Genomic DNA, 20222 nt, shown 5'->3' on the forward strand with positions numbered 1-20222 from the left:
AAAGATGGCCTGGCGCCACCCGACAGGTACATCTGCTCCATCTCATCGCCACCACGCGCCGTGAAGTGGATGCCGTGCGAGCGCGGCCTTCATCTTCCCCAACACCCGTCGATCAATTCGCGAATTGCCTTGCTGTCCAGCCCTTTGCTTGGACCGTCTTCCGTCACGATCAGCCGGCCCTTTGGGCTCGATTTGCTCCAAGGCGTCACGTCGTTGCGCTTATAGAAAGCGAGCTTTTTCCTCCAGCGATCGTCATAGTCTTCCTGCCCCAGCATCCCGCAATGCTCCCAGTACCAAGTATCGCCGTTGCGATCCTCGATCGAGAAATCCGGCCAGCGCGTTTCCCCGTCCGTGCCGACGACCGCGCGCTCGAAGAAATATCGGATGCCGTACTTCTTTTCAGCCTCGAACAGCAGGTCCGCAATCACCAATTCGGATTTTGAACTTACGAGGTCGCCGCGTGCGCTGCGATGAATGAGCTTCTCCTCAAGGAAGGTCCGGCCGACGGGTCCCACCGTGAGCCCGGGCGGCGGCGGGGCCTCGATCATGCTGGGTGCCGCAAAAAGGTTCGTCACGCGGCGCGCAACTTCGGAAAAGAATGGCGACCGGTAGGCGCGAAGATGGGCCAAGCCGCCCTGATGGAGAATGACGACGCGATCTAACTGCCGCGTCAGAGCGGTGTACAGCATCTCCCGCGACAAGAGGCGACTGCGCTCCGGCAGCACAAGGAGCACCTTGCCGAACTCACTGCCCTGAGCCTTGTGAACCGTCACGGCATAGGCGAGTTCAAGGATCGGGGACGCTTCCTCGCTGAAGTAACCAGCACTGAACCCATAGGTAAGATCAGGTTGTGAGGCGAACTGGACGTTTGTCCGTCGCGGACGCTTAGTCCCCTTGAAGGCGTCGCCAACGACCACGCCGATCTCGCCATTCGCAATATAGCCTTTGGACCGCTCCTCCGTCTTGAAACGATAGCCTTGATGATCGTGATTGCGGACGCAAATGACCTTGTCGCCATAGGTGATCTGTTCGGGACCGCGCGGCACGATCATGCGGTATTTGAGGTAATAGGGCGGTCCTTCATTGGAGCTTCGAGCGAAGCTGAGAACTCCGCCGCGAAACCGCGTCTTGATGTGACGGTTGAGGTCGAGCGAACCGCTCGACTGGCTCCGATGCGGCGTGAGAATTTGCCACTCTTCGCACTTGCTGATTTGCGGCCCGGGACCGAAATAGACATACCCATCCTGCTCACGCCCCCCGAGCGAGACACTGAGCGCGTTCTCAATCTTGTCCTTGGACAGACCGAGCTCCTCGATGAGCACCTGATCCAGCACATTCCGCAAGTCAGTTGGCGTGTTCCAGCTTACCGCACGCAAACGTTCGTCGAACTTTCCTGTAAGAACCCGCTCCAGAATTTCGTCCTCCCCAGGCGGGAGGTCCCGGCCCGAGAACAAATCCGCAAGCTGCACGTCCGCACAAGCAAGATCGCGCATTCCAGCTGCGGACGCCTTGGCGGAGGCGTGACGACGGCGCACCGTCAGTTCCGCCACTCCTTTTTGGTCGTGTTCACGCTCCAGGTAAGAAATTAGATCGACGAATGGGCGTCCGGCCCCAATGGGCGGGAGCTGCCGTGGATCGCCCACGAAAATCAGCCGCGCCGCTACCGGGAGAGCATCGACGAGCGCCGCAAGCTGATCCTCCGTCAGCATCGATGCCTCATCGACAATGCAGGTCGTCACCCCGTCAGCTTGGGGTGCCGCTTTGCTTGCGAAATAGCGCCCCGTATCTCCGTCGTATCTACGATATTGCCTTAGAAACTGAGCGAGGGTCTGGGTCTGATTGGGCAAGCCGGTTTGCTGACCGAGTCGAACACGCGCTTTGCCGGTCGGGGCAAGCAGTGCGATACCCGATCCCACGATCTTGCGTTGCTCCAAGAGATGGCGAAGCACCGTTGTCTTGCCGGTGCCAGCCGCACCGATCAAGACCGAGAGCCGGTTGCTGGCCATTACGTCCAGCGCGAAAGCCTTCTCCTTGCGCGCTTTCTCTTCCTCCTTGTCGCCCTTTGGAATTGGCCCAAACGCCTCATCTAGTTTCGCGCGCCAGTCGATCTTGGCTGGATTAGCCTTCGCAGCGAGCCTGTCGTCCAACGCGCGGCGAATGACTGTGCCATACGAGGAATATCTCTTTAGCTGCGCCGCTGTCCCGCCGAGCGTCGGGATTGAGATGACGACAATCTCGTCGCTGAAATCATCCTCACAGATGTCCATCGCGGTGCCATCCAGCGGCACTGGCCGGGTGGCAGGCAATTCTTTGGCGACGTCGTGGATCGCATTCGCACTGAGCAGCGTGTGCCCGCCATTCTGAGCCGACGCCTCCAGGATCATCACGCCCACCGCCCGCAATCGGCGCGGATCGTCAGGTTCCTCTGCATCAATCTTGCATTCCTTCGGCAAGGGATGACGCTTGAATACCTCGTGATCCGAGAAGAGGCCGCGGTCAATCGTCCAAAGGCCGATCGGATCAATTTGGGTCCGGTCGCGCTCGTAGAGAAGATAGGGATTCTCGAGGATGGCCTCGGTCTCATCCTTCAGCTCGAACCATCGCGCCGCTTGATCGCGGGTCAGCTCAAAGCGGGAAAGCAGCCGCAATAGCGCTGCGCGCTTAGGCTCCTTCTTGTGAAGATGCTCCCAGCGCTTGCGGAGCATAGTGGAAAGCTTTGGAGCTCCTGACGGAGGTACAAGCTCCTTGCGGAACACTTTGTCCGTAACCTCCCACGGATCGTCGGTTTCGGAGAGCGTCGCGGACAAGGCTAGTGCGAATAAGGTGCCGTTGAAGCCATCCTCCAAGGCAGACAACGCGCTGCCAAGGCCTGGACAAGGGCCGCTCAGCTTCCAAAGCCGATTGATCTGCTCGTCGATCCAAGCGATCTGCTGAGGCCAAGGTCCCGTAAGCACCTTCGACGCGCGCTCAAGCGCGGCCTTGCACGCGATTAGCGACGTGATCGCGGCGCCGTGTGTAACATGCTCCGATGCATATGAAAACTGCGCGCGAGCTTCGTCTGGCGCGCAGGCGAGGAACGACGCGGTATCCAGCGACACATCGGAAGCAGCGCGTTCTAGAATCGCGTGATAGGGCATTACGATGCCACCGACAAAATGGCCGGGGTTGTCCTTGTTCGGCCGGATGGAATGCTGAATCGGCCGCTCCCACATCATCGCGCGAAGATGTTCCTTAGGTGCACGCCGGTCATAGTCGTACTGCTGGACCTTTCCTTTGTGAGAGAGAAGTCCCACCGCGACGATCACTCGGCGGTCATCATCTGCCAGGGGCGTGCGCTTGGCGTAGAAGAAGATGAGCGATTCACTCTCGACACAGCGGGCGGCAAATGCATCAAGCAAAGCTTGCTGATTATCGTGATTTTGCACCCAGTCAGTATTGGCAAGAAAAGGGGGATCGGTTGGCTCGCGGTCTTCGCTCACGTCGAGCCCAAATTCATCCGCGATATCGTAGGCATTCTCCCGCAGTAGCCAGCGAAATGGAACCAACGTCGCGCCATAAGCTGGCACTCGTACTGGGGTGCGCTGAATATGCTTGTGCGCGTCACTCCACTCAGCGTAGTCGAGTCTGACTTGGAGCGTGACCTCCCGGTCCGACAGAAAGGTCGCACGCTCTTTGAAGCAGGCCGGCTTATCCTCTAAGGCAAGATCGGCCATCCATTGCCCGCGAAGGCCGGTCTCCTTGGCGTCGCTCCGATTTTCCGCGATCGCTTTCAGAACGACGCAAGATTGATTGTTGGAGGGATCTAAACAAAGCCGTCCGTCCCAGCGCGTATCCTGCCATGGCACGCGCACCGAAAGGTGCGTAACCGCTGGTCCCAGCATTGATCCCTCCAACCCTTTGCTACCATCATGATATATCCATGGCGAATTGCAATCGTCCAATGGTTCGAGAGCCTGACTCAGCGGCGATACGGCTGCGGAGCCGTCTCGACCGCACGAGCCCTCGGTACTAAAGCTCTTCCCGCCCTAATAGATGGAGCGCTCCTACTACCTAGCAGGCGTGACCGGCAGTTCCGCAGGCTGCTCGACTTTGTCCGCTCAGCTCAGTAGCTCCGAAATCGTCGATTATTCGTTGGACGTGAAGGGATGACGGCGCAATTGCTGGCGACCTATTAGCGCAACCGGCGCAAGGCACCCCGCCGTTCGCACTAGCGGAGCGGCCGCGAGCATTAGTTGCTTAGGCAGCAACGGGAAGAACTATCCCTCCCGCTTCCTCGATCGCCTCACGAAGGATCACGTAGAGCCTAGTTAGAAATTCACGCGCATCCTGGCTCATCGCAGCGCTAATGTTGGGTGCTGCGGTTCCGTGAATGTCGTCAATTGTTTTTGCACGACGCGTAGCCGAACCGGTCCCACTGTGATCGTAGGCTACCCTCCACGTCGCAACTTGATCGTCTCTAAGACGACGCCTCGTGAGTTCATACAATCGGGCGAAGACAGCACGTCGGATGACATCCAAAGCCGCTTCACGTTCATCTTCGTCCTTCGGGGGCCGAGTCCATCCCGCCGGCCGGTCAAGCCACTTCGAGGCCTCCTCCTGCAGTCGTGCGAGAAGATCTGCCACAGGCGTGAGGTTGTCGTATTCGTCGGCCCAGCCATTGGCTAGCCGTCTACTGAGCGCCTTGACGCGCGTCCAATGCTCCTTCGCAACGGCATCGTGGTAGGCAAGCCCAAGGCGGGCCCTCCAGGGATCTCGGAATGCATCAATGGCATCATGCATTGCGATCTCCAATCCCTTGAACTCGTATTGAGGAGCGATCTCAATAGGCTCTGCTGGTGCAGCCGCTCTCTGCATGACTTCGATCAAACGGCCCAGCTCTCGCTGATAGCCGACCGGGATCTTCTCGGTCGGCCGATCTAGTCCGCCGAGAAAGACCGATTGATGCTCGATCTGCCTGTCCAACGCTCCGGCGACGCCAGCCCCCACGATGTCGCGCAGGCTTGCAATTGCGTTTGCGACGGAAGCCGCCACGTGCTCTCGTTTCTGCTCAAACGACCCGAGATTGGCCCCTTTCACTTGGTCGAAGTGGGTGAAAGCAATTGCCAGCTTGTCGGCAAAACCTGCGCTACCGACTGCCCTCAAGAGCGCAAGAGGCGCGGCTTGCATCGGTTGCTGAGCATTGTCGACCAACAAGATCATGTCGACCGAATCAAATCGCTGACTGATTCTGGTCGAGACGGATGAGGCAGTAGTCGCTGTATGGCCAAGCCCCTGGCCGTCAAGCAGCACCAATTTGCCTGCCTTGTTCAATTCCGCGGCGCTCGGATATAGAGGTCCTTGGACACGGATTCCATCGACAAGGGGGGTGAGCAGGCGTCCGAATTGCTTGTGATGATTGCTGGAGAACCAACGAACATGGGAAAGAAAGTCGCCCCGCTCCTCGTTTTCGTACGACCAAAGGATCGGCCAACCACTCGTCCCCCGATCGAGTGCACCAGCACTTAGTATCGAAAATCGATCTGAGATCTCGTCCATGACGTCGAGAGCAATTTCCGAGAACTCCTTCCGAGTGAAGGCTTCATTCCCGAAAAGCTCAAGCCAAGCAGCGCGGTCGTCCGCTGTCTTTTGATCGTGGAGAGGACCCAGTACTTCTGTCACCCCCTTCTCCACTTCCGCGGCGAGTGCTTTGATCCTTCCATGGTACTCTCGAAGCCGAGCGGAATTCCGGGATCGCTCCTCCGGCCCTACGATCTCGCCAGCGTCGATCTCCGCCTCCAACTCCTCCTCATCTTCAAATGCAAATTCCGAATCGTCGGCCTCGGAGCGCTCTGTCCAAGAACCCAATACGTATGACAGCCGGAAGCGCTGCTCGCGGTGCTGCAAGAACGCACCCATGATTTTTGCGTCTGAATGGGTTTGGACGGCTTCGAGGCAAGCTTCTTCGAGACACTCCTCGATGTGCGCCCGCACCTCGTGTTCGGGCATGAAAGTTACTGCAGCCCGAAACGACCCAGGTGCCGTAATGATCTCAATGTCAGCCGTTGTTGTCTTGGCAGTCGATGTGGACGGGAATCGATCCTCGATCGGATCAGATCCGATCACATGCCGTAGAAGCGTGGTTTTTCCCGCTCCAGTCGTACCAAGAAACAGAATGTGGCTATAGCCATCCTCTCGACTTGGTAGCGGAATGACTTGGGTGCGGCGACCCTGCGAGTCCACAGAGCCCGCTTCAATGCCGTCGAAGAACGTCGAAACGACGACCGGGCTGAACTTCCGTTCCGCTTCGGCCCGCCGATCGCCGCTCCACCAGCTTTCGTCCTCAAGCAACTCGTTGAGTTGCGCGACAAGGCGATCAGCTTCGGCGTCGTCGGCCGTGCCGAGGCCACGACGAATCTTCAGTCCGCGCTGGCCGCGGCTGTCGGTTCGCATGGGGTGCCGAAAAGTGACGCTCCAGCCAGGCCGGTTGGAACGGGTCTTAGAGGCGCGAGAGGGGCTAACCATGTTGTTCTCCGTTGTTCCGCAGCCTAATCTCACGTTTTCGGACGACAGTCAAGGGGATTTGCCACAACGCAGAACAACGCTTGTCAGTTTGGCGGAGCGGCACCTCCGCGGGGCAGCGAAGGCTGGGTGGGAGGCTCCGCCTCTAGCATTGGCGCAACATTGTTCCGCCCTCGTCGAATCAGGCGCGAGACCGCGCACCACCGAATCCGAGACGGCGTGGCACTAAGCACAGGGGCAAGTCATGAAGGTGCCCTCCAGCCAACGCAAACAGATGAACGGCCGACGGCTCCAGGTCTGGAGTAGCGTGCCGTTCTGCGAACTCAACCTTAACCGTACGGTCGAGCCTAGTTGCCCGCCCGACGAAATCACTCCCATTCATTGACCATTGGAGTTGCAGCATGGCCTCGTCCAAGACAAAACCGGGCTACGAAGCGTTTGTTGTGAGCCAAGAAGGCTCGAGCGCTTACTGGACCAAAGTTGGCGCAGGCTGGAAACACGAAGACGGCCGGGGTATCAATCTGTCACTGACGCCGGGCTTGGCGGTGACTGGCAAAATCGTGCTGCGGGAGATGAACGCGGAGACGATCGCCTCAGGCGACAAGACCGCGCGGTCCCTAGAGGATGGAGCGAGACGCGTTCGATAAGGACGGGACTAATTGCATCCGTTCACCGTAATAGTTTTTGGCAACAGGCGCGCGAATTTCCTCGCTGGACGATCCCGCGCCATCAACGCACACTTAAGTTAAAGGCAGCCAACGCTCAGGTCGAAGGCTCCGAGTCGCGGCAAGAGCGGTTGCCCGCCAACTAACGCAGCGCTGGCGCCGCACCGTAAGGTCCGCACTGACCTACCGTTTGGGCACGCTGAATATTGCGAGCCTCACCTTTCCTTTGTTAATCGTTCCGATCAGGGAGCCAACGAATACACGCTTGGTGTAAGCATTGACCAGCCGATAGGGGTGCCCTGCCAGCATTTTCTCTCCCCTTCGGCATTTGAATCCTTGAATCGTTACGCTCGTCTTTCGCCCAACTATAGGCTTGCGCTTCGTCGCGTTTCGCTTTGGCACCATCCCCCCTAACATGGATCTAATTGATCGTCTCAGCCGTATAGATCGCCACAGGTGTTTGGCTCTGAGCCCTCACCACAGGCCAATAGAATGGCGTTCCTCGCCAGCCTTGTTCTTCGGTGCCGTTCTGTCGGAGCAGAAAGAGAATGGGCTGGCTAACAGCGTACGTTTTCGCGAGCTGCCCCTCGGTCCGCTCCGAATCGGGGGTTTCGATGTAGGTCGCATGGGAGCTCTCGCTTGCGAGCCGCGCCGAGTTACGGCCAGTGGCCGCCCATAGAAGAACTTTGCCTCGATCCGCAGGCTTTGCTGCCTGATGCGAGAGGTGAGTAAGAGCAGCTCTTGCAGCGTCCCAGTCGAAGGGAGGAGCATCATCTTCGGGAAATTCGAGCGTAGGCTCGATCCGGTTTAGCAAATCGATGGCAACGTCCAGGTTGACCAGCGTCGGTTTGGCCGAATTGAAGCCGCACAACTTTTCGATCCGCTCGTCAAGGGCCTGTATTGCTTTTCCGATGCCGTTGGTGCCAGTGCGATAGCCGCTTTGAAAGCCAATTGGGAGCATACGCTTGTGAGGGCGCAGTGTCTGCGTGGTCGCCACGAGGATCTTGTTTGGGCTGCATGGCACAATTGTGCCGTTTGCCGCTTTACGAATGAACTGGATGGCGCGGTCGCCGCCAGCCTCCACTGTTGCCCGCAATGAGGCATCGAACTCCTCCATCTGCGCCATCGCATGCCTGATAGCTTTTGAGGTATAGAAGCGCGTTACAGCCAAGTCCGGCCTTCGGTAGCCGTACATTCGTGAGTGCTGCAGCACGGTGTCCTGCTGAAACTTGTTGGGCCGTCGGCCGTAGTAGAAGCCAATCAAATTCGCTAGCGTCACGCCGCGATCGAGGACTTGCCCTCCGAGGAATATGTTGAGCGGGCTGCGCAACTTCAGTTGGCCTGTATCGTCAAGAAGGGCAGCGACGTCATCGTCCGAATTGACCTTCGTAATAGTGATGTGCTCATCTTGCAGCGCAACCGCAGTTGCCGACAATACCTCGGTCAGGGAGGGGACGGGCTTCCGATCCAGGCGAAGCGACTTGGCGAGATCTTCATATGCGGCGGTCACTAAATCCGAAAAGATCTTCGTCTTCTTGACGGCTGCCGTCTCAAGTTCTGACACGATCTTTTTCGTTAGCTTCTCCTGCCAATTGTGAGCGTCTCGGCCGGCTTCGGAATGTAACAAGAATGAATAGCGTAGCTTCTTGTCTTTCCCGCCCTCGATCTTGCCGGTAAGGCGCCGGATTGTGCCGCCCACGATAAATGTGACAATCGCGGTGCGATAACCAGCGAGATTTCGCGTTGTCAGCACTTCATCCAAACTGAATGACCGCCCGTCTTGCTTCTTCAGGCGGTCAAACTCACGATGGTCAACGGTATGGTGGATAAGACTCTCGAGCGTGTCTGTTTCGCTCCTGGACGACTCGCCAAAATAGACCTCGCCACCCACGTAGTCCGACGGTACAGGAACCAGTTTCGTGAAAGCGGGTCGAGTGGGTTTGAACTCGGTGACGTTGATCACCTCGATTTCCGTTGGCTGGAGATAAAGTGAATACGGAGTTGCTGTAACTTGAAGGAACGAGGATTGCTGAATTGCCGAGCGCAGTTCGCTGATCTGGAGTGCGATCTTCCGGGCTTCGACCAATCCCGCCTTTTTCGCATAGCCGATCGATGCGCTGTCGGCCTCGTCGTCAACGATCAGCATCCGTTTACCTGCCATTGCAGGATTTTCACGGAACAGAGCGATAAGGCGGTCTAAGTTGTCGGTTTGCTTCTTGGCTACGAAAACCAGTTTTGATTCGAGCTCAAATTTCCCGAACTTCTCCGGGGCATGCATGATGTCGTAGATTTCCAAATCGCCATCCTCGACAAAAGCCGCGAACTCGCTCCGTAGGCGCTTGTACGTCTGCTCGATCAATGCACGCGAATTCTTACTCAGGATGACGGCGATATCGAAGTCGTTGTCGAAAGCGAGTGCGAGTATGCTGATGAAAGTTCTTGTTTTCCCGCTCTGAACCTTACCTAAGAGCATTCCGGGATGATCGGACGTCGTTGTCGATGATAGAAGCTCTTTGACGGTCTCTTCGGCGCACGTGAAGGTGTCCGGATTGAACGACGCGTTAGCCTCTTTGTAGTTGGGATAAAAGGTGCCAGTTAGGTTCAGCGCCGTAGTCTTGAGCATTGCCTCACCTTCAAAGTATTCTTTTAGGATTAAACCGTCGTTGTAGCGAGATTGGCTGCCAAATGACGAGCTAAGATGTCTTGAACTTGCGAAGGCTGGAAAGCCACATCCCAACACCAACTACCGAATCCGCCAGCTGCGTTTACGGCTCCCACCCATTCGCCGAGGGCATCACGCTTCGCCTTGTCCTGTGGACTATCTTCGCCTTTGATTTCCAAGATTAATGTCTTGCCGTTGCCAAGCTTAACCAAGAAGTCGGGAATAAAGCGTCGACGCGAGCCCGCCCAGAGGTAGTGGACTTGAAAGCCGAGGTGATCGTTCTTGGCGTAAGCATCGATGCCGCTGCGTGTATCGAAGATATTGGCCGCATATTGCTCCCAGGCGGAGTCGCCGACTACGTGACTGATGTGCGACCTCAGGGTCGGGTTGTTGGGCTTAGTCGTGTACCAGGTGCGCATCTGCGCCGTTGAGCCGATAGGGTTCTCCTCGTCATAAATCGGCTCAAGCTTCGTCGTGTTCTGCTGGGTCACAAACCGCAACAGATGCTGCACGATCAAATCAATATTCAGCGCGAAGAGTATTCGTTTTCGGAGCGGGTCCTGATGAAACAATGACGGGATCTCGAGCCGGTCCGACTTTAGGAAGCCTTCGACCAACTGGATCAGCTGGAAAGCCAAGAAGTCTTCATTGCCCCTGAAGCCGCTCTGAAGCACGGCGAATGCCTTCCGTGCAGCCTGGAAGATCAACCTCTGCAGGCGAAATCCTTCGGGAAGTTTCTCCAGATCGATGGCTTGAACCTTGCTAAGGTCGGCGGCGCCACCGAGGGCGGGCGCCAGATCAGCCGATATTGGCGTCGTCGCGGGATCCAAACGAAGGATCTCAACTCGATCCCATTGGACCGTCAAAGTGGGGTTTACGACCGTCTCCACGCGCAGCACATTGGGCCATCTGATTTCAAGGTGGCTTCGCTCCGGCAAAACTTCGATCTGAGTGCTTGGTCGCGGCGGAGGGGGGGCTTCGCCGGCGCCGCCGATCTCTTCGGCAATAGAAAGGGGCACGCCGAACACGTTTACATACTCCGGCCTAAACAGCCCATTCTCGTCCGTGTCATAGGTGACGCGTCGCAAGCCGCGGCCAATTACCTGCTCGCACAGCAATTGGGAGGTGAACGCCCGTAGACCCATGATGTGGGTCACCGTCTTGGCGTCCCAACCTTCGGAAAGCATGGCCACAGAGATCACACTCTGCAAGTTCTGGCCCGCACCACCGCGCTTGCCGACGGTATCGACGATTTCGCGAAGGAGCTCTTCCTTCTTCAGCTCGGAGAGCCTGGCCTTCTTGGTGTCTGGCAGGCCGCTGCCTTCGACGATGGCGGCCAATCTCGCCTCGTATCCCTTGTCGGCCCCTGAGGTTTCGCCAATCTCCGCCTTCTCAAGGACCTTGGAATCAACCCGCAAAGTCTGGACCGGCGAATGCAGGTCAGGCCAATGTGCGTCTCCTTTATTAAGATAGTTCTCGATGCGAGCAGCGGTTTCCGTCCTGTTACACACGGTCAACATCACCGGCGGCGTGAAGCCGGCGGTGATCCACTCCTGACGCGTGTCGCGCCAATCAGCTGCCAACAGCGTGTAGGCGTCCTGAACTAACTTAGGCAGCGGCTCTTCCGGCATGGCCTTCCGGTTGAGATCTTCGGACACAGAGGGATCGCGATAGATATGATATAACTTGGAGCGCAGCGTGCGGGCATCCGGAAGTGCATCGTCACGTACGACCACCCGCGGCGTCTTCACCAGACCCGCCTCGATCGCGTCATTGAGACCAAAATCTGAGACGATCCACTCAAAGAGTGCATTCTCTGTCGTGTTCTTGCCTGTCGGTGCGAAAGGCGTTGCCGAGAGGTCGAAGCAGCGCATGATCCGCCTCGTATTGTGGATGCGGTCGAGCCCCTCGATCCATCGCGTGGCCTCTTCCAGATCGAGCCCCTGCTCTTCGGCCTCCTTCTTGCTGATCTTGACCTCGGCCGGCTTCCGATAGGCATGATGGGCCTCGTCGTTGATGACGACGATGTCCTTCGAGCTCGCGAGCTTCCCTAAAACACGGCGGGTGAACGCTTCGTCGCTCTCGGCGCCCTTCTTCACGACGGAGCGCTTGGCATCCTTGAGTGGCATCAAGGTGTGCCAGTTCTCGATCAGGATATCAGCCAGATTTAGCTTCTGGCGTAGCGCCTCTGATGGGCAAAGCGAAAATTCGTCGTAGTAGTTGGCCGGCTCACCAGTTTGGAGCACGCGCAAGCGGTCCTTCACTGTCAGCCCAGGAGCGACAATGAAAACTGCCCTGCTAAAATCCTTGTTGCGCTTGGGATAGGTCAGCGCATTCAGGGCCTGCCATGTGATGATCATCGCCATCACGGTCGTCTTGCCGCTTCCGGTCGCCATCTTGTTGCAGATGCGCTCCCAGGGACCGCCATCCCCCGGCAAATAAATGCCCTGACGGTATTCCGCCGCGGCCTCAACCCACCAGATGAGGGTTTCGATTGCCTCCAATTGACAGAAATAGAAGGGATGCTGCCGTGCTGTAGGATCGTGCCAATGCTCAAGCAGACGGCGCGTCACCGCAGTGATACCGGGATAGCTGGCCAACCGCCATTGGTCGACCCGCCCTCGGATCGTGTTGACGAGATTGAGCTCGACGAATCGCCGGGTGTTGTTCCGGATGTCGAAGATCTCATAGCCTGCGGGCCGACGCCAAGGCTTAATCTCAAGGCCGCCGGTGATCGGCATCCAGTGCTGCTGCGGGCTCACAAAAGGTGAGTTTATGATAAGGGACTTGGGCTTGGTCACGCGCTCTTTCTCACCTGTTGAGCGGGATGACTTTTAGCGACTCGATGCCCCGATCGTCGACGATCTTGACAGCGATGCACTGATTTTCGCCGGCCTCGAAGGGGAGGGAGACTGTTCCGTGAAACTCTTCTAACAGATCTTCATCGAGCTCTGCGCGGAGCGTCTTCTTCAGGCGACGCCAGCCATCCTTTTTACCGGCAATAGGAAAGAACAACTGGTGGGGAAATAAGGAGCGCTGGTCGTAATCTGGATCCAGTGACCACATCGCAATCTTGTTCTTTCCGCCCGATACCAGCTCGCCTTTCTTGGTGTCGAAATAGTCGAAGCCGTGAACCTCTACTTGCCAGCGCCCGTCCGACATCGCCCGCACTTCGACATCGGGCTGACCCATTAGCCAGAAACTCTCATTGCTGGAGCGCGCCTTCTTCAGATCCGCGGTCAGCAGGTCGGTATTCATCTGGATTCGAAGCATAGTCACGCCTGGCCAATTGATCTCGTCGATGTCCTTTGCGGCCTCCGGGTCGAACGTAAAAGCGCTAAAGATTACGAACTTGGGGGAGGGGCGCAGCTTCTCCGCATCCTTCAATGCCAATTCGACCTGCCGCTGTTCCAGAGCTGCATGTTCCGGTCCAAAGCTCACAACCACACGATCCCCGGACTCTGCAAGAGTGCCGCTTGCATGCAGGTTTCTGAGTCCAGGTATTGGCTCCAGCTCAGCAAATTGCAATTTCTGGCCGCCTTTGCCGCGTATGCCGGTCTTGATTAGCTCTTCTCGCCAAGAACTCTGACGAGATGTTTCGCCGGAACGGCTTATAGAACTGTCGGATGGATGACTGGTCGGCGCATGCGATAGATCAACAACAGTTGGGCTCGGAACGGCCTCGACAGTAAAGGGGCCAGTTATCCGATACTTGTTGGGCTCTTTTTCTGGGCGATCGTAACGCGTCTCCGGCTGCGCGTGGGCAGCTATGGCTTCCTCCATTTTCTTTTTCAATGAAGCGCGCGCCGCTTGAAATGCGTCAAACTGCTTCAGAGCGCTCGCGGGCCAATTGTCAGGATAATCAAACGGAACTTCCCACTCCAAAAGCCGATCGCCATGTCTGAAATTGACGCGGCGGCCGCTAGCACTCTCAATGCTCTTCAATTCACTCAGAGAAGAGTTGAGTTCCTCGAGAGATTTCTCGATGGCAGGGTGCATCGCGTCGTAAATGGCGTCTATGTCAGGGTTGCTCGCGATTGATCCCAAGGTCACGTGAGGGGCTGTCTTATAGATGAAGCCGCCCTTTAAGCCTTCGTATGGATAACGAAGCGCGAAATAATCAAAGCTCGAGGTGACCAGTCGCTGTTTCGCTAGAGCGACCGCGATGCGGGATGTATCGCACGTTATCCAGCGGCGCCCCCACTTCTCGGCGACGAAGGCTGTTGTACCGGAGCCACATGTCGGGTCGAAAACCAAATCACCCGGATCGGTCGTCATCAAAAGGCATCGCTCAATCACGAGCGGAAGCGTTTGAACAACGTACAAACGCTGCTCATTGAACCCGCTTATCTGGGTATCCAGCCAGAGATTGGTCAGGGGCGTCACTGGGTAGTCGCGATGGTAGTTCACCATTCGCAGAGTTTTGCCTTGTGCCAGCAGTCGATCTGCCTTTTCGAGGCGGCTCAGACCCAGTGCTGTAGTTTTCCAATGGGAGTTGGCGGAGGGCTCATAGATGGCGCCTCGCCAGCTCAACGGTTCGTCACTCGGGGAGGTGCCCTCTGAAAACAAGGGATATGCTTGGAACACCTCGCTACCGTTTGGCAGCGCATCTGCCTCTTCTTCCCGAATCGGGCGCCTTTGTCCGCTCGCTAATTCGACCCACGTGTAGTTCGTTGCGCCTGTTTCCCCGGGGACCTTGTCCAAGAGCAACTGACGGTACTTAATTGCACCAGGATTCTTACAGTACCAGATGATATAGTCATTCACCGTCGGCAGAGCACTGGAGCTTTGTCCTCCGGTTTTCTTGAAGGGAATTAGAGCGACAAAGCTTCTTGCCGAGAAAACCTCGTCCATGATGGCTCGCACCAGATGGAGGTTCTCATCGGAAATTTGAACAAAGATGCTGCCCGAGTCATGCAGCAGGTCTTTAGCTAAGAGTAGCCGGTCACGCAGGTATGTTAGGTATGAGTGGATTCCGAGCTCCCAGGTGTCCCGGAAGGCCTTGATCATCTCCGGCTCTTGGGTGAGGTCGGCGTCAGCGCCGTCTTTCACATCCCGCTTGTTCGTGAACGGTTGGAAGTTCGAGCCGTATTTGATGCCGTAGGGCGGGTCGATGTAAATCATCTGAACCTGGCCGGCCATGCTCTCCTTCTTCAGGAGAGAATTCATGACGAGCAAGGAGTCGCCCGCGATCAAACGGTTGGACCAATTCTTCTCGTGCTTATAGAAGTCGACGGCTTGACGAAGCGGCAAGCTTTCGAACGGCGCATCAAACAAGCTTGGTTGCAACGCTCTTTCTTGGCCAGCCTTTTCACCTTTCGATCGGCGTCTGACCGCGGCCAGAATACTTGCTGGGTCAATACGCTCATGGACATGCAGGGAGACAGTATCGACCTCGAAACTCGTGCGCTCGGCTTTGCCTGTCCAGTTGAGATAGGGCGTCTGCAGGCGCCTCAATTCCGCGAGCGCTTCGCGCATACGCGCCGAATCGCCACCCGCCAGCGCATCGTCGATGAGAGCCTCGACGCGGCTGCGCACACTATCGAATTGCAACGCGGGATCAATGTGTGGGTCGTAGCGCCAAACTGTCTCCGGCTGATCCGGATCATTCTCCGGATGGACCATACCCACTTCTGGATTATTGACCCGCTTGTCCGGATATCGGTAGCTGACAATTTGGGCCGGTTCGTCCGGGGCTTTTCGCTTTTTGCCCCTCTTAGTTTTTTGTTTTTTGGTGGGCTGCTGGGTAGCTGTCGGCTCTTCCTGTGCCTCCAGTTCAAATTCCTCTTCGCCTTCCAGTTCATCACTAGTGTCTTGAACAGCGGGCCTCTTCAAGGCGATCTCCAAGCGTTTGAGAAACTCGCCCCAGCCTAAGTGCAATGGAACGGGGCGGTAGTCATGTTTTAGGATGGGCTGGCCTTAGGCTGGCCGGAACTGTGCTTGTGCGCAATTGCGGGCAGGCGCTTGAATGCTGCTGTGAGACGAATCGGACAGCGCGTTGGAGCTGTTGATCATCGGCGGGCCTCCCCCAGAGTGGTTGTTTATCTATGACAGTAGAACCTTAGGTGAACAAGGGTGCTCATTGGCAAATGTGTCCCGAAGCCACAGGTCTATCAATTACACCAATGACTTAGACCGAGCGAGAATGGCGTCCGCCAGGAGCCTGGGGTCTGAGATGGTTTGGTTGAAATCTGGCCAGGAATGATGGATCGAGCAAACTCGATCTTTGTTGGATGGTGCCCGCCACTTGTACGTTTCCTTCGGCCATTGGATCCGATGCAAGGGCTCCTTCAAGGCGTGCGGCGGTCCACGACGGGACACACCGTGTTCGGGCCCTCGGAGGAATGGCCACAGCCTTCAATCGACGTCTATGTTTGGGAACCGGTCGACGGCCTTTGCCTTCGCAGCAATGGTTACGTCCCCGTAATCCTCAGACGCATTGCGCGGAGCGTGCCCCTGTATGGCATCAAGCACACGCATGGCCACCTCTTGCTCAATGCCGATAGTCTTAAAACGATGGCGCCAGCCATGGCTCGGATCAACGTTCGGATCCTTCACCACCTCACGCACGAAGGCGTTGACCTTATTTCTCGCTGTCTTCACCGCCCTGCGAACGCCGAGCTCGCCGGGCTTGGGGTCAATGAATAGATAACCTCCCGATGACCTCTCGTAGAACGCCGGGAAACCTTCGTCGATGATTTGCCGATGCAGCACCACGTCTCTCGCTTCGTCAGTCTTCACGGGGCCCGCCTCGGGGGTCACGTGCACGACCCAAGCTTCGCCTTCACGGCGAACGTCCTCTCTGCGAAGCTGAAGCATCTCGCCTACCCGCGCTCCCGTGAAGGCACACAACCACGGCACCCACCGTTTCGCCAACGCCAGCTTGGGAGCAGCCCTCCCTGCAGCAGCATTCCGAGCGTGCTTGAGAATGGCAGATGCCTCTCGGTCGTAAAATCCCTTTGATCTGAGTTTGCGCGACTTGCCGACCTTGATGGTAAGTCCTTCGGCAGGATTGGAGTGCATGCGGCGGTTCATGACCGCCCAGCCAAATACAGTCTTCAGGCCGGCTAAGTCACTATCCTTTACGGTCTTCGCACTCGCCCCGCCCTGCAGCCGGTGATCCTTGAAGCGAACGATGTCCTCTGGCGTCACGCGGCCCGCCTCGTCATGCTTCAAGAAGGCCACGAGCTTCATCATCGTCTTCTGATAGCTTTCATAGGTACTCTGCTTGCGACCGGCGGCCTTCGCCTCCTTCCACCAATCCTCAACCAACGCCGATAGCGACCCGTTCGAGGCGCTAGGCTCTGAAGCTGACTTTCCTCGTTCTGCCGCAGCGTTCCTCTGCGGGAATGGAATTGGCTGAGAATGGGGCGAGTAATCGCCTTCACCTCTCGCCAGCTTAGCCAAAATCAGGCACGCGCGCTGTATGGCCGCGCCGATTGCCCTGGCCATGGTTTGTTGATTTTGCCAATCGGCGAAGATTCCGTGGGCGGTAAGATAGCTGTTTGCTGCTTCTAAACAGTCCTGCTCCATAAGGCGGACCTTGAGCAGTTCTTGACTGGAGTCCGATCGGAGCGATCCCGGCTGGACCAAAGGTTCACTTCCCCGGGCTCCAAACAGCCAATCGCCCAATCTGACGTCCCATTTCGTCTGTCGGCTCGGATTATCGCCGTACTGCTCGATCCATCGATCATGCTCGGCGATTGCCAATTGGTGCGCCTCGCGCTCCGTCAGGGGCTTCGGTCCGGCACGTAGGTTCGCCCAGCGAACCTCGAGCTCGGCAAGGGCCATCGCAAACCGCTGTTTAGCCTCCACCGGATCGCGGGTTTTAAGGCTTACCTTCTCCTCGCGCCTGCCGACGATCTTGCGCAGATCGTCCGGAACGGCTTTCCGGAGCTGATAGATTCCAGTTTTGGGATGCTTCCACGGACGCGACATAGCTAACGGCATTGTACCACTCTCTTGTACCACTGAGGAGCGGGCAAGCCGTTGATTTTGCTAATTTGCTTTGGATTTCACGCTCTTAGAAGAGCGATGGTGCCCAGGAAAGGACTCGAACCTTCACGGCCGTTAAGCCACTGGCACCTGAAGCCAGCGCGTCTACCAATTCCGCCACCTGGGCATGTGGAGCGGCTTAGTAAGGATCGGTTACGCGCTTGTCAAATTCGCGATCGAAAATTCAAATAGCCTGTACAGGATTGGGCTGATGGCGTATCGCGAGAGGCGCTAAATGCGCTCAATCGCTCTCGAATCCGGCAGGAATGGACCTCATGGCATCGAACCTGGAAACGCTCGTCACGGTCTTCGGCGGATCGGGTTTTCTGGGACGGAACGTGGTCCGAGCGCTCTGCAAGCGCGATTACCGCGTGCGAGTCGCGGTGCGGCGGCCTGAACTGGCGTTCCATCTGCAGCCGCTCGGCCGCGTCGGGCAGATTCATGCCGTCCAGGCCAATGTGCGCTACCCGGCCTCGGTCGAGGCGGCGTTGCGTGATTCGCACATCGCCATCAATCTGGTCGGCATCCTGGCCGAGGGCGGCGGACAGAGCTTTGATGCCGTGCAGGTGAAGGGCGCCGAGGCAATCGCCCAGGCGGCGGCCGCTGCCGGAGCCCGGATAGTCCATGTTTCCGCCATCGGCGCCGATAAGGACTCGGCCTCCGGCTATTACCGCGCCAAGGCGGAAGGCGAGCAGGCGGTGCTGGCGGCCGCACCACAGGCCACCATCATGCGGCCGTCGCTGATGTTCGGGCCCGAGGATCAGTTCACCAACCGCTTTGCGGCGCTGGCCCGGATGTCGCCGGTGCTGCCGCTGGTCGGCGGCGGGGCCAACAAGTTGCAGCCGGCCTATGTCGCCGATGTCGCCGACGCGGTGGCCGATGCCGTGGACGGCAAGGCGAAGGGCGGCGCCACTTACGAGCTCGGCGGGCCGGAAGTGCTGACCATGCGCGAGGTGATGGAGATCATCCTCCAGATCACCCAGCGCGACCGCATGCTGGCGCCGCTGCCGTTCGGCCTCGCCAGGCTGCAATCCTATGTCCTGCAATTCGCGCCCGGCCCGTTCACGCTGACGCCGGACCAGGTCGCGATGCTGCGGTCGGACAATGTGGTGTCAGACACCGCCAAGGCCGCCGGGCTCCGGGCTCACATTTGCCGGGCTCGGCATCACGCCGGATTCGATGGAAGCGGTCGCCCCGCAATATCTCTGGCGCTTCCGCGCGACCGGCCAGTTCCAGAAGAAGAGCGCGTAGGGGCCCGCCCCAAACCCTCGCCGTCATCCTGAGGTGCGACCCTTGCGGCGCAATTGCGCCGCTGGGCAAGCCCCGAAGGATGAATCGGCCACAGTCGGGCCGTCGACCCTTCGAGACGGCCGCTTTGCGGCCTCATCAGGGTGACGGTGATGGATGGTGCCTGTGGGAGTCTTTACCGTCCCATCGCCAGCGCGATCAGGCCGAGCGTGCCGACGATCACGCGCCACCAGGCAAAGAAGGAGAAGCCGCGCCGGGTGACGAAATTCAGGAATGCCCGCACCACGATCATCGCGGTGATGAACGACACCACGAAGCCGACCGCGATCACGCTGAGATTGTCGGAGGTGAAGTCGCCGCGGTTCTTGTAGAAATCATAGGCGAACGCACCGACCATGGTCGGGATCGCAAGGAAGAACGAGAACTCGGCGGCCGAGCGCTTGTCGGCGCCGAGCAGCATTGCAGCGACGATGCTGGCGCCGGAGCGCGACACGCCGGGGATCATCGCCAGACACTGCGCAACGCCGATCCAGAAATACATCAGCAGCGGGAACCGAGTCGCATCGTCCTCATAGATCTTGAGGTCGAGCTGATCGACCCAGAGCAGCACGGCGCCGCCGACGATCAGCGTGAAACAGACCACCCACGGATTGAACAGGAATTCCTTGATGTACTTGCCGGCGATCAGGCCGATCACGACCGCCGGCAGGAACGCCACCAGCACGCCGATCACGAAGCGGCGGTCGTCGGGATTGGAGAACATGCCGAGCGCGACGCGCCACAGTTTGGTGAAGTAGAGCACGAGGATCGCCAGAATCGCGCCGAGCTGAATCAGGATCGCGAAGCTCTTCCAGAAATTGCCTTCGCCGAGATTGAAGAAACGTTCTGCGAGCAGCAGGTGGCCCGTGGACGAGACCGGCAGGAACTCGGTGACGCCCTCCACGATGCCGAGAATCACCGCCCGCAGCATATCCGTCATCATGATGTGGCCTGTCCTGTGTGGAAAACGGGATTCTTCTCGCTTATTCGCACATTGGCCGCAATCGCAAAAAATCGTCAAACAATGGGTTACCCGGCCGATTTGCTGAGCTATAGCGTTTTTGTGACCCGCACCATCTGCGGGGGTGGCTACCGGTTCGTGTGCTGACGCGACA

Annotated in this window: 8 protein-coding genes, 1 tRNA gene and 1 pseudogene; 2 read left to right on the top strand and 8 right to left on the bottom strand. The window is 57.9% G+C overall.

The genetic code is table 11. The features are described 5' to 3' along the window. Positions 1 to 89: 89 nt before the first annotated feature. Complete coding sequence (locus ACVINW_RS10825; protein WP_456751283.1) at positions 90 to 3881, bottom strand: AAA family ATPase; 3792 nt, start codon at positions 3879 to 3881, stop codon at positions 90 to 92. Between the two features lie 355 nt (positions 3882 to 4236). Continuing rightward, the gene (locus ACVINW_RS10830; RefSeq protein ID WP_456751284.1) at positions 4237 to 6501 is read right to left on the bottom strand and encodes a hypothetical protein; all 2265 of its coding nucleotides are present in this window, start codon (positions 6499 to 6501) and stop codon (positions 4237 to 4239) included. 398 nt (positions 6502 to 6899) lie between these two features. On the opposite strand from ACVINW_RS10830, the gene ACVINW_RS10835 reads away from it, so the two are divergent. Continuing rightward, on the top strand, positions 6900 to 7145 hold the full coding sequence (locus ACVINW_RS10835) for a hypothetical protein (RefSeq protein WP_456751285.1): 246 nt from the start codon (positions 6900 to 6902) through the stop codon (positions 7143 to 7145). 439 nt (positions 7146 to 7584) lie between these two features. Here the strand turns inward: ACVINW_RS10835 and ACVINW_RS10840 are convergent, their stop codons facing one another. The 5 genes from ACVINW_RS10840 to ACVINW_RS10860 all read right to left on the bottom strand — a co-directional run bounded on the left by ACVINW_RS10840 (position 7585) and on the right by ACVINW_RS10860 (position 17947). Then, a complete protein-coding gene (locus ACVINW_RS10840; protein ID WP_456751286.1) occupies positions 7585 to 9786 on the bottom strand; it encodes a DEAD/DEAH box helicase family protein in 2202 nt (733 codons plus the stop codon). Positions 9787 to 9815: 29 nt separating this feature from the next. Beyond that, positions 9816 to 12626, bottom strand: a complete 2811-nt coding sequence (locus ACVINW_RS10845; protein ID WP_456751287.1) for a BPTD_3080 family restriction endonuclease — start codon at positions 12624 to 12626, stop codon at positions 9816 to 9818. A gap of 10 nt (positions 12627 to 12636) precedes the next feature. After that, positions 12637 to 15660 carry a site-specific DNA-methyltransferase gene (locus ACVINW_RS10850; protein ID WP_456751288.1) on the bottom strand — a complete coding sequence of 1008 codons (3024 nt, stop codon included), beginning with the start codon at positions 15658 to 15660 and terminating at the stop codon, positions 12637 to 12639. A gap of 522 nt (positions 15661 to 16182) precedes the next feature. Then, complete coding sequence (locus tag ACVINW_RS10855; protein WP_456751289.1) at positions 16183 to 17775, bottom strand: DUF6538 domain-containing protein; 1593 nt, start codon at positions 17773 to 17775, stop codon at positions 16183 to 16185. A gap of 85 nt (positions 17776 to 17860) precedes the next feature. Next, positions 17861 to 17947 (bottom strand) — tRNA-Leu (locus ACVINW_RS10860). 148 nt (positions 17948 to 18095) lie between these two features. Here ACVINW_RS10860 and ACVINW_RS10865 point away from each other — a divergent pair. Further along, a pseudogene (locus tag ACVINW_RS10865) lies at positions 18096 to 19071 on the top strand (complex I NDUFA9 subunit family protein). A gap of 172 nt (positions 19072 to 19243) precedes the next feature. Here ACVINW_RS10865 and ACVINW_RS10870 read toward each other — a convergent pair. Beyond that, positions 19244 to 20050, bottom strand: a complete 807-nt coding sequence (locus ACVINW_RS10870) for an undecaprenyl-diphosphate phosphatase (protein WP_456751290.1) — start codon at positions 20048 to 20050, stop codon at positions 19244 to 19246. Between the last annotated feature and the right edge of the window lie 172 nt (positions 20051 to 20222).

The organism is Bradyrhizobium sp. USDA 4461, from assembly GCF_054055655.1.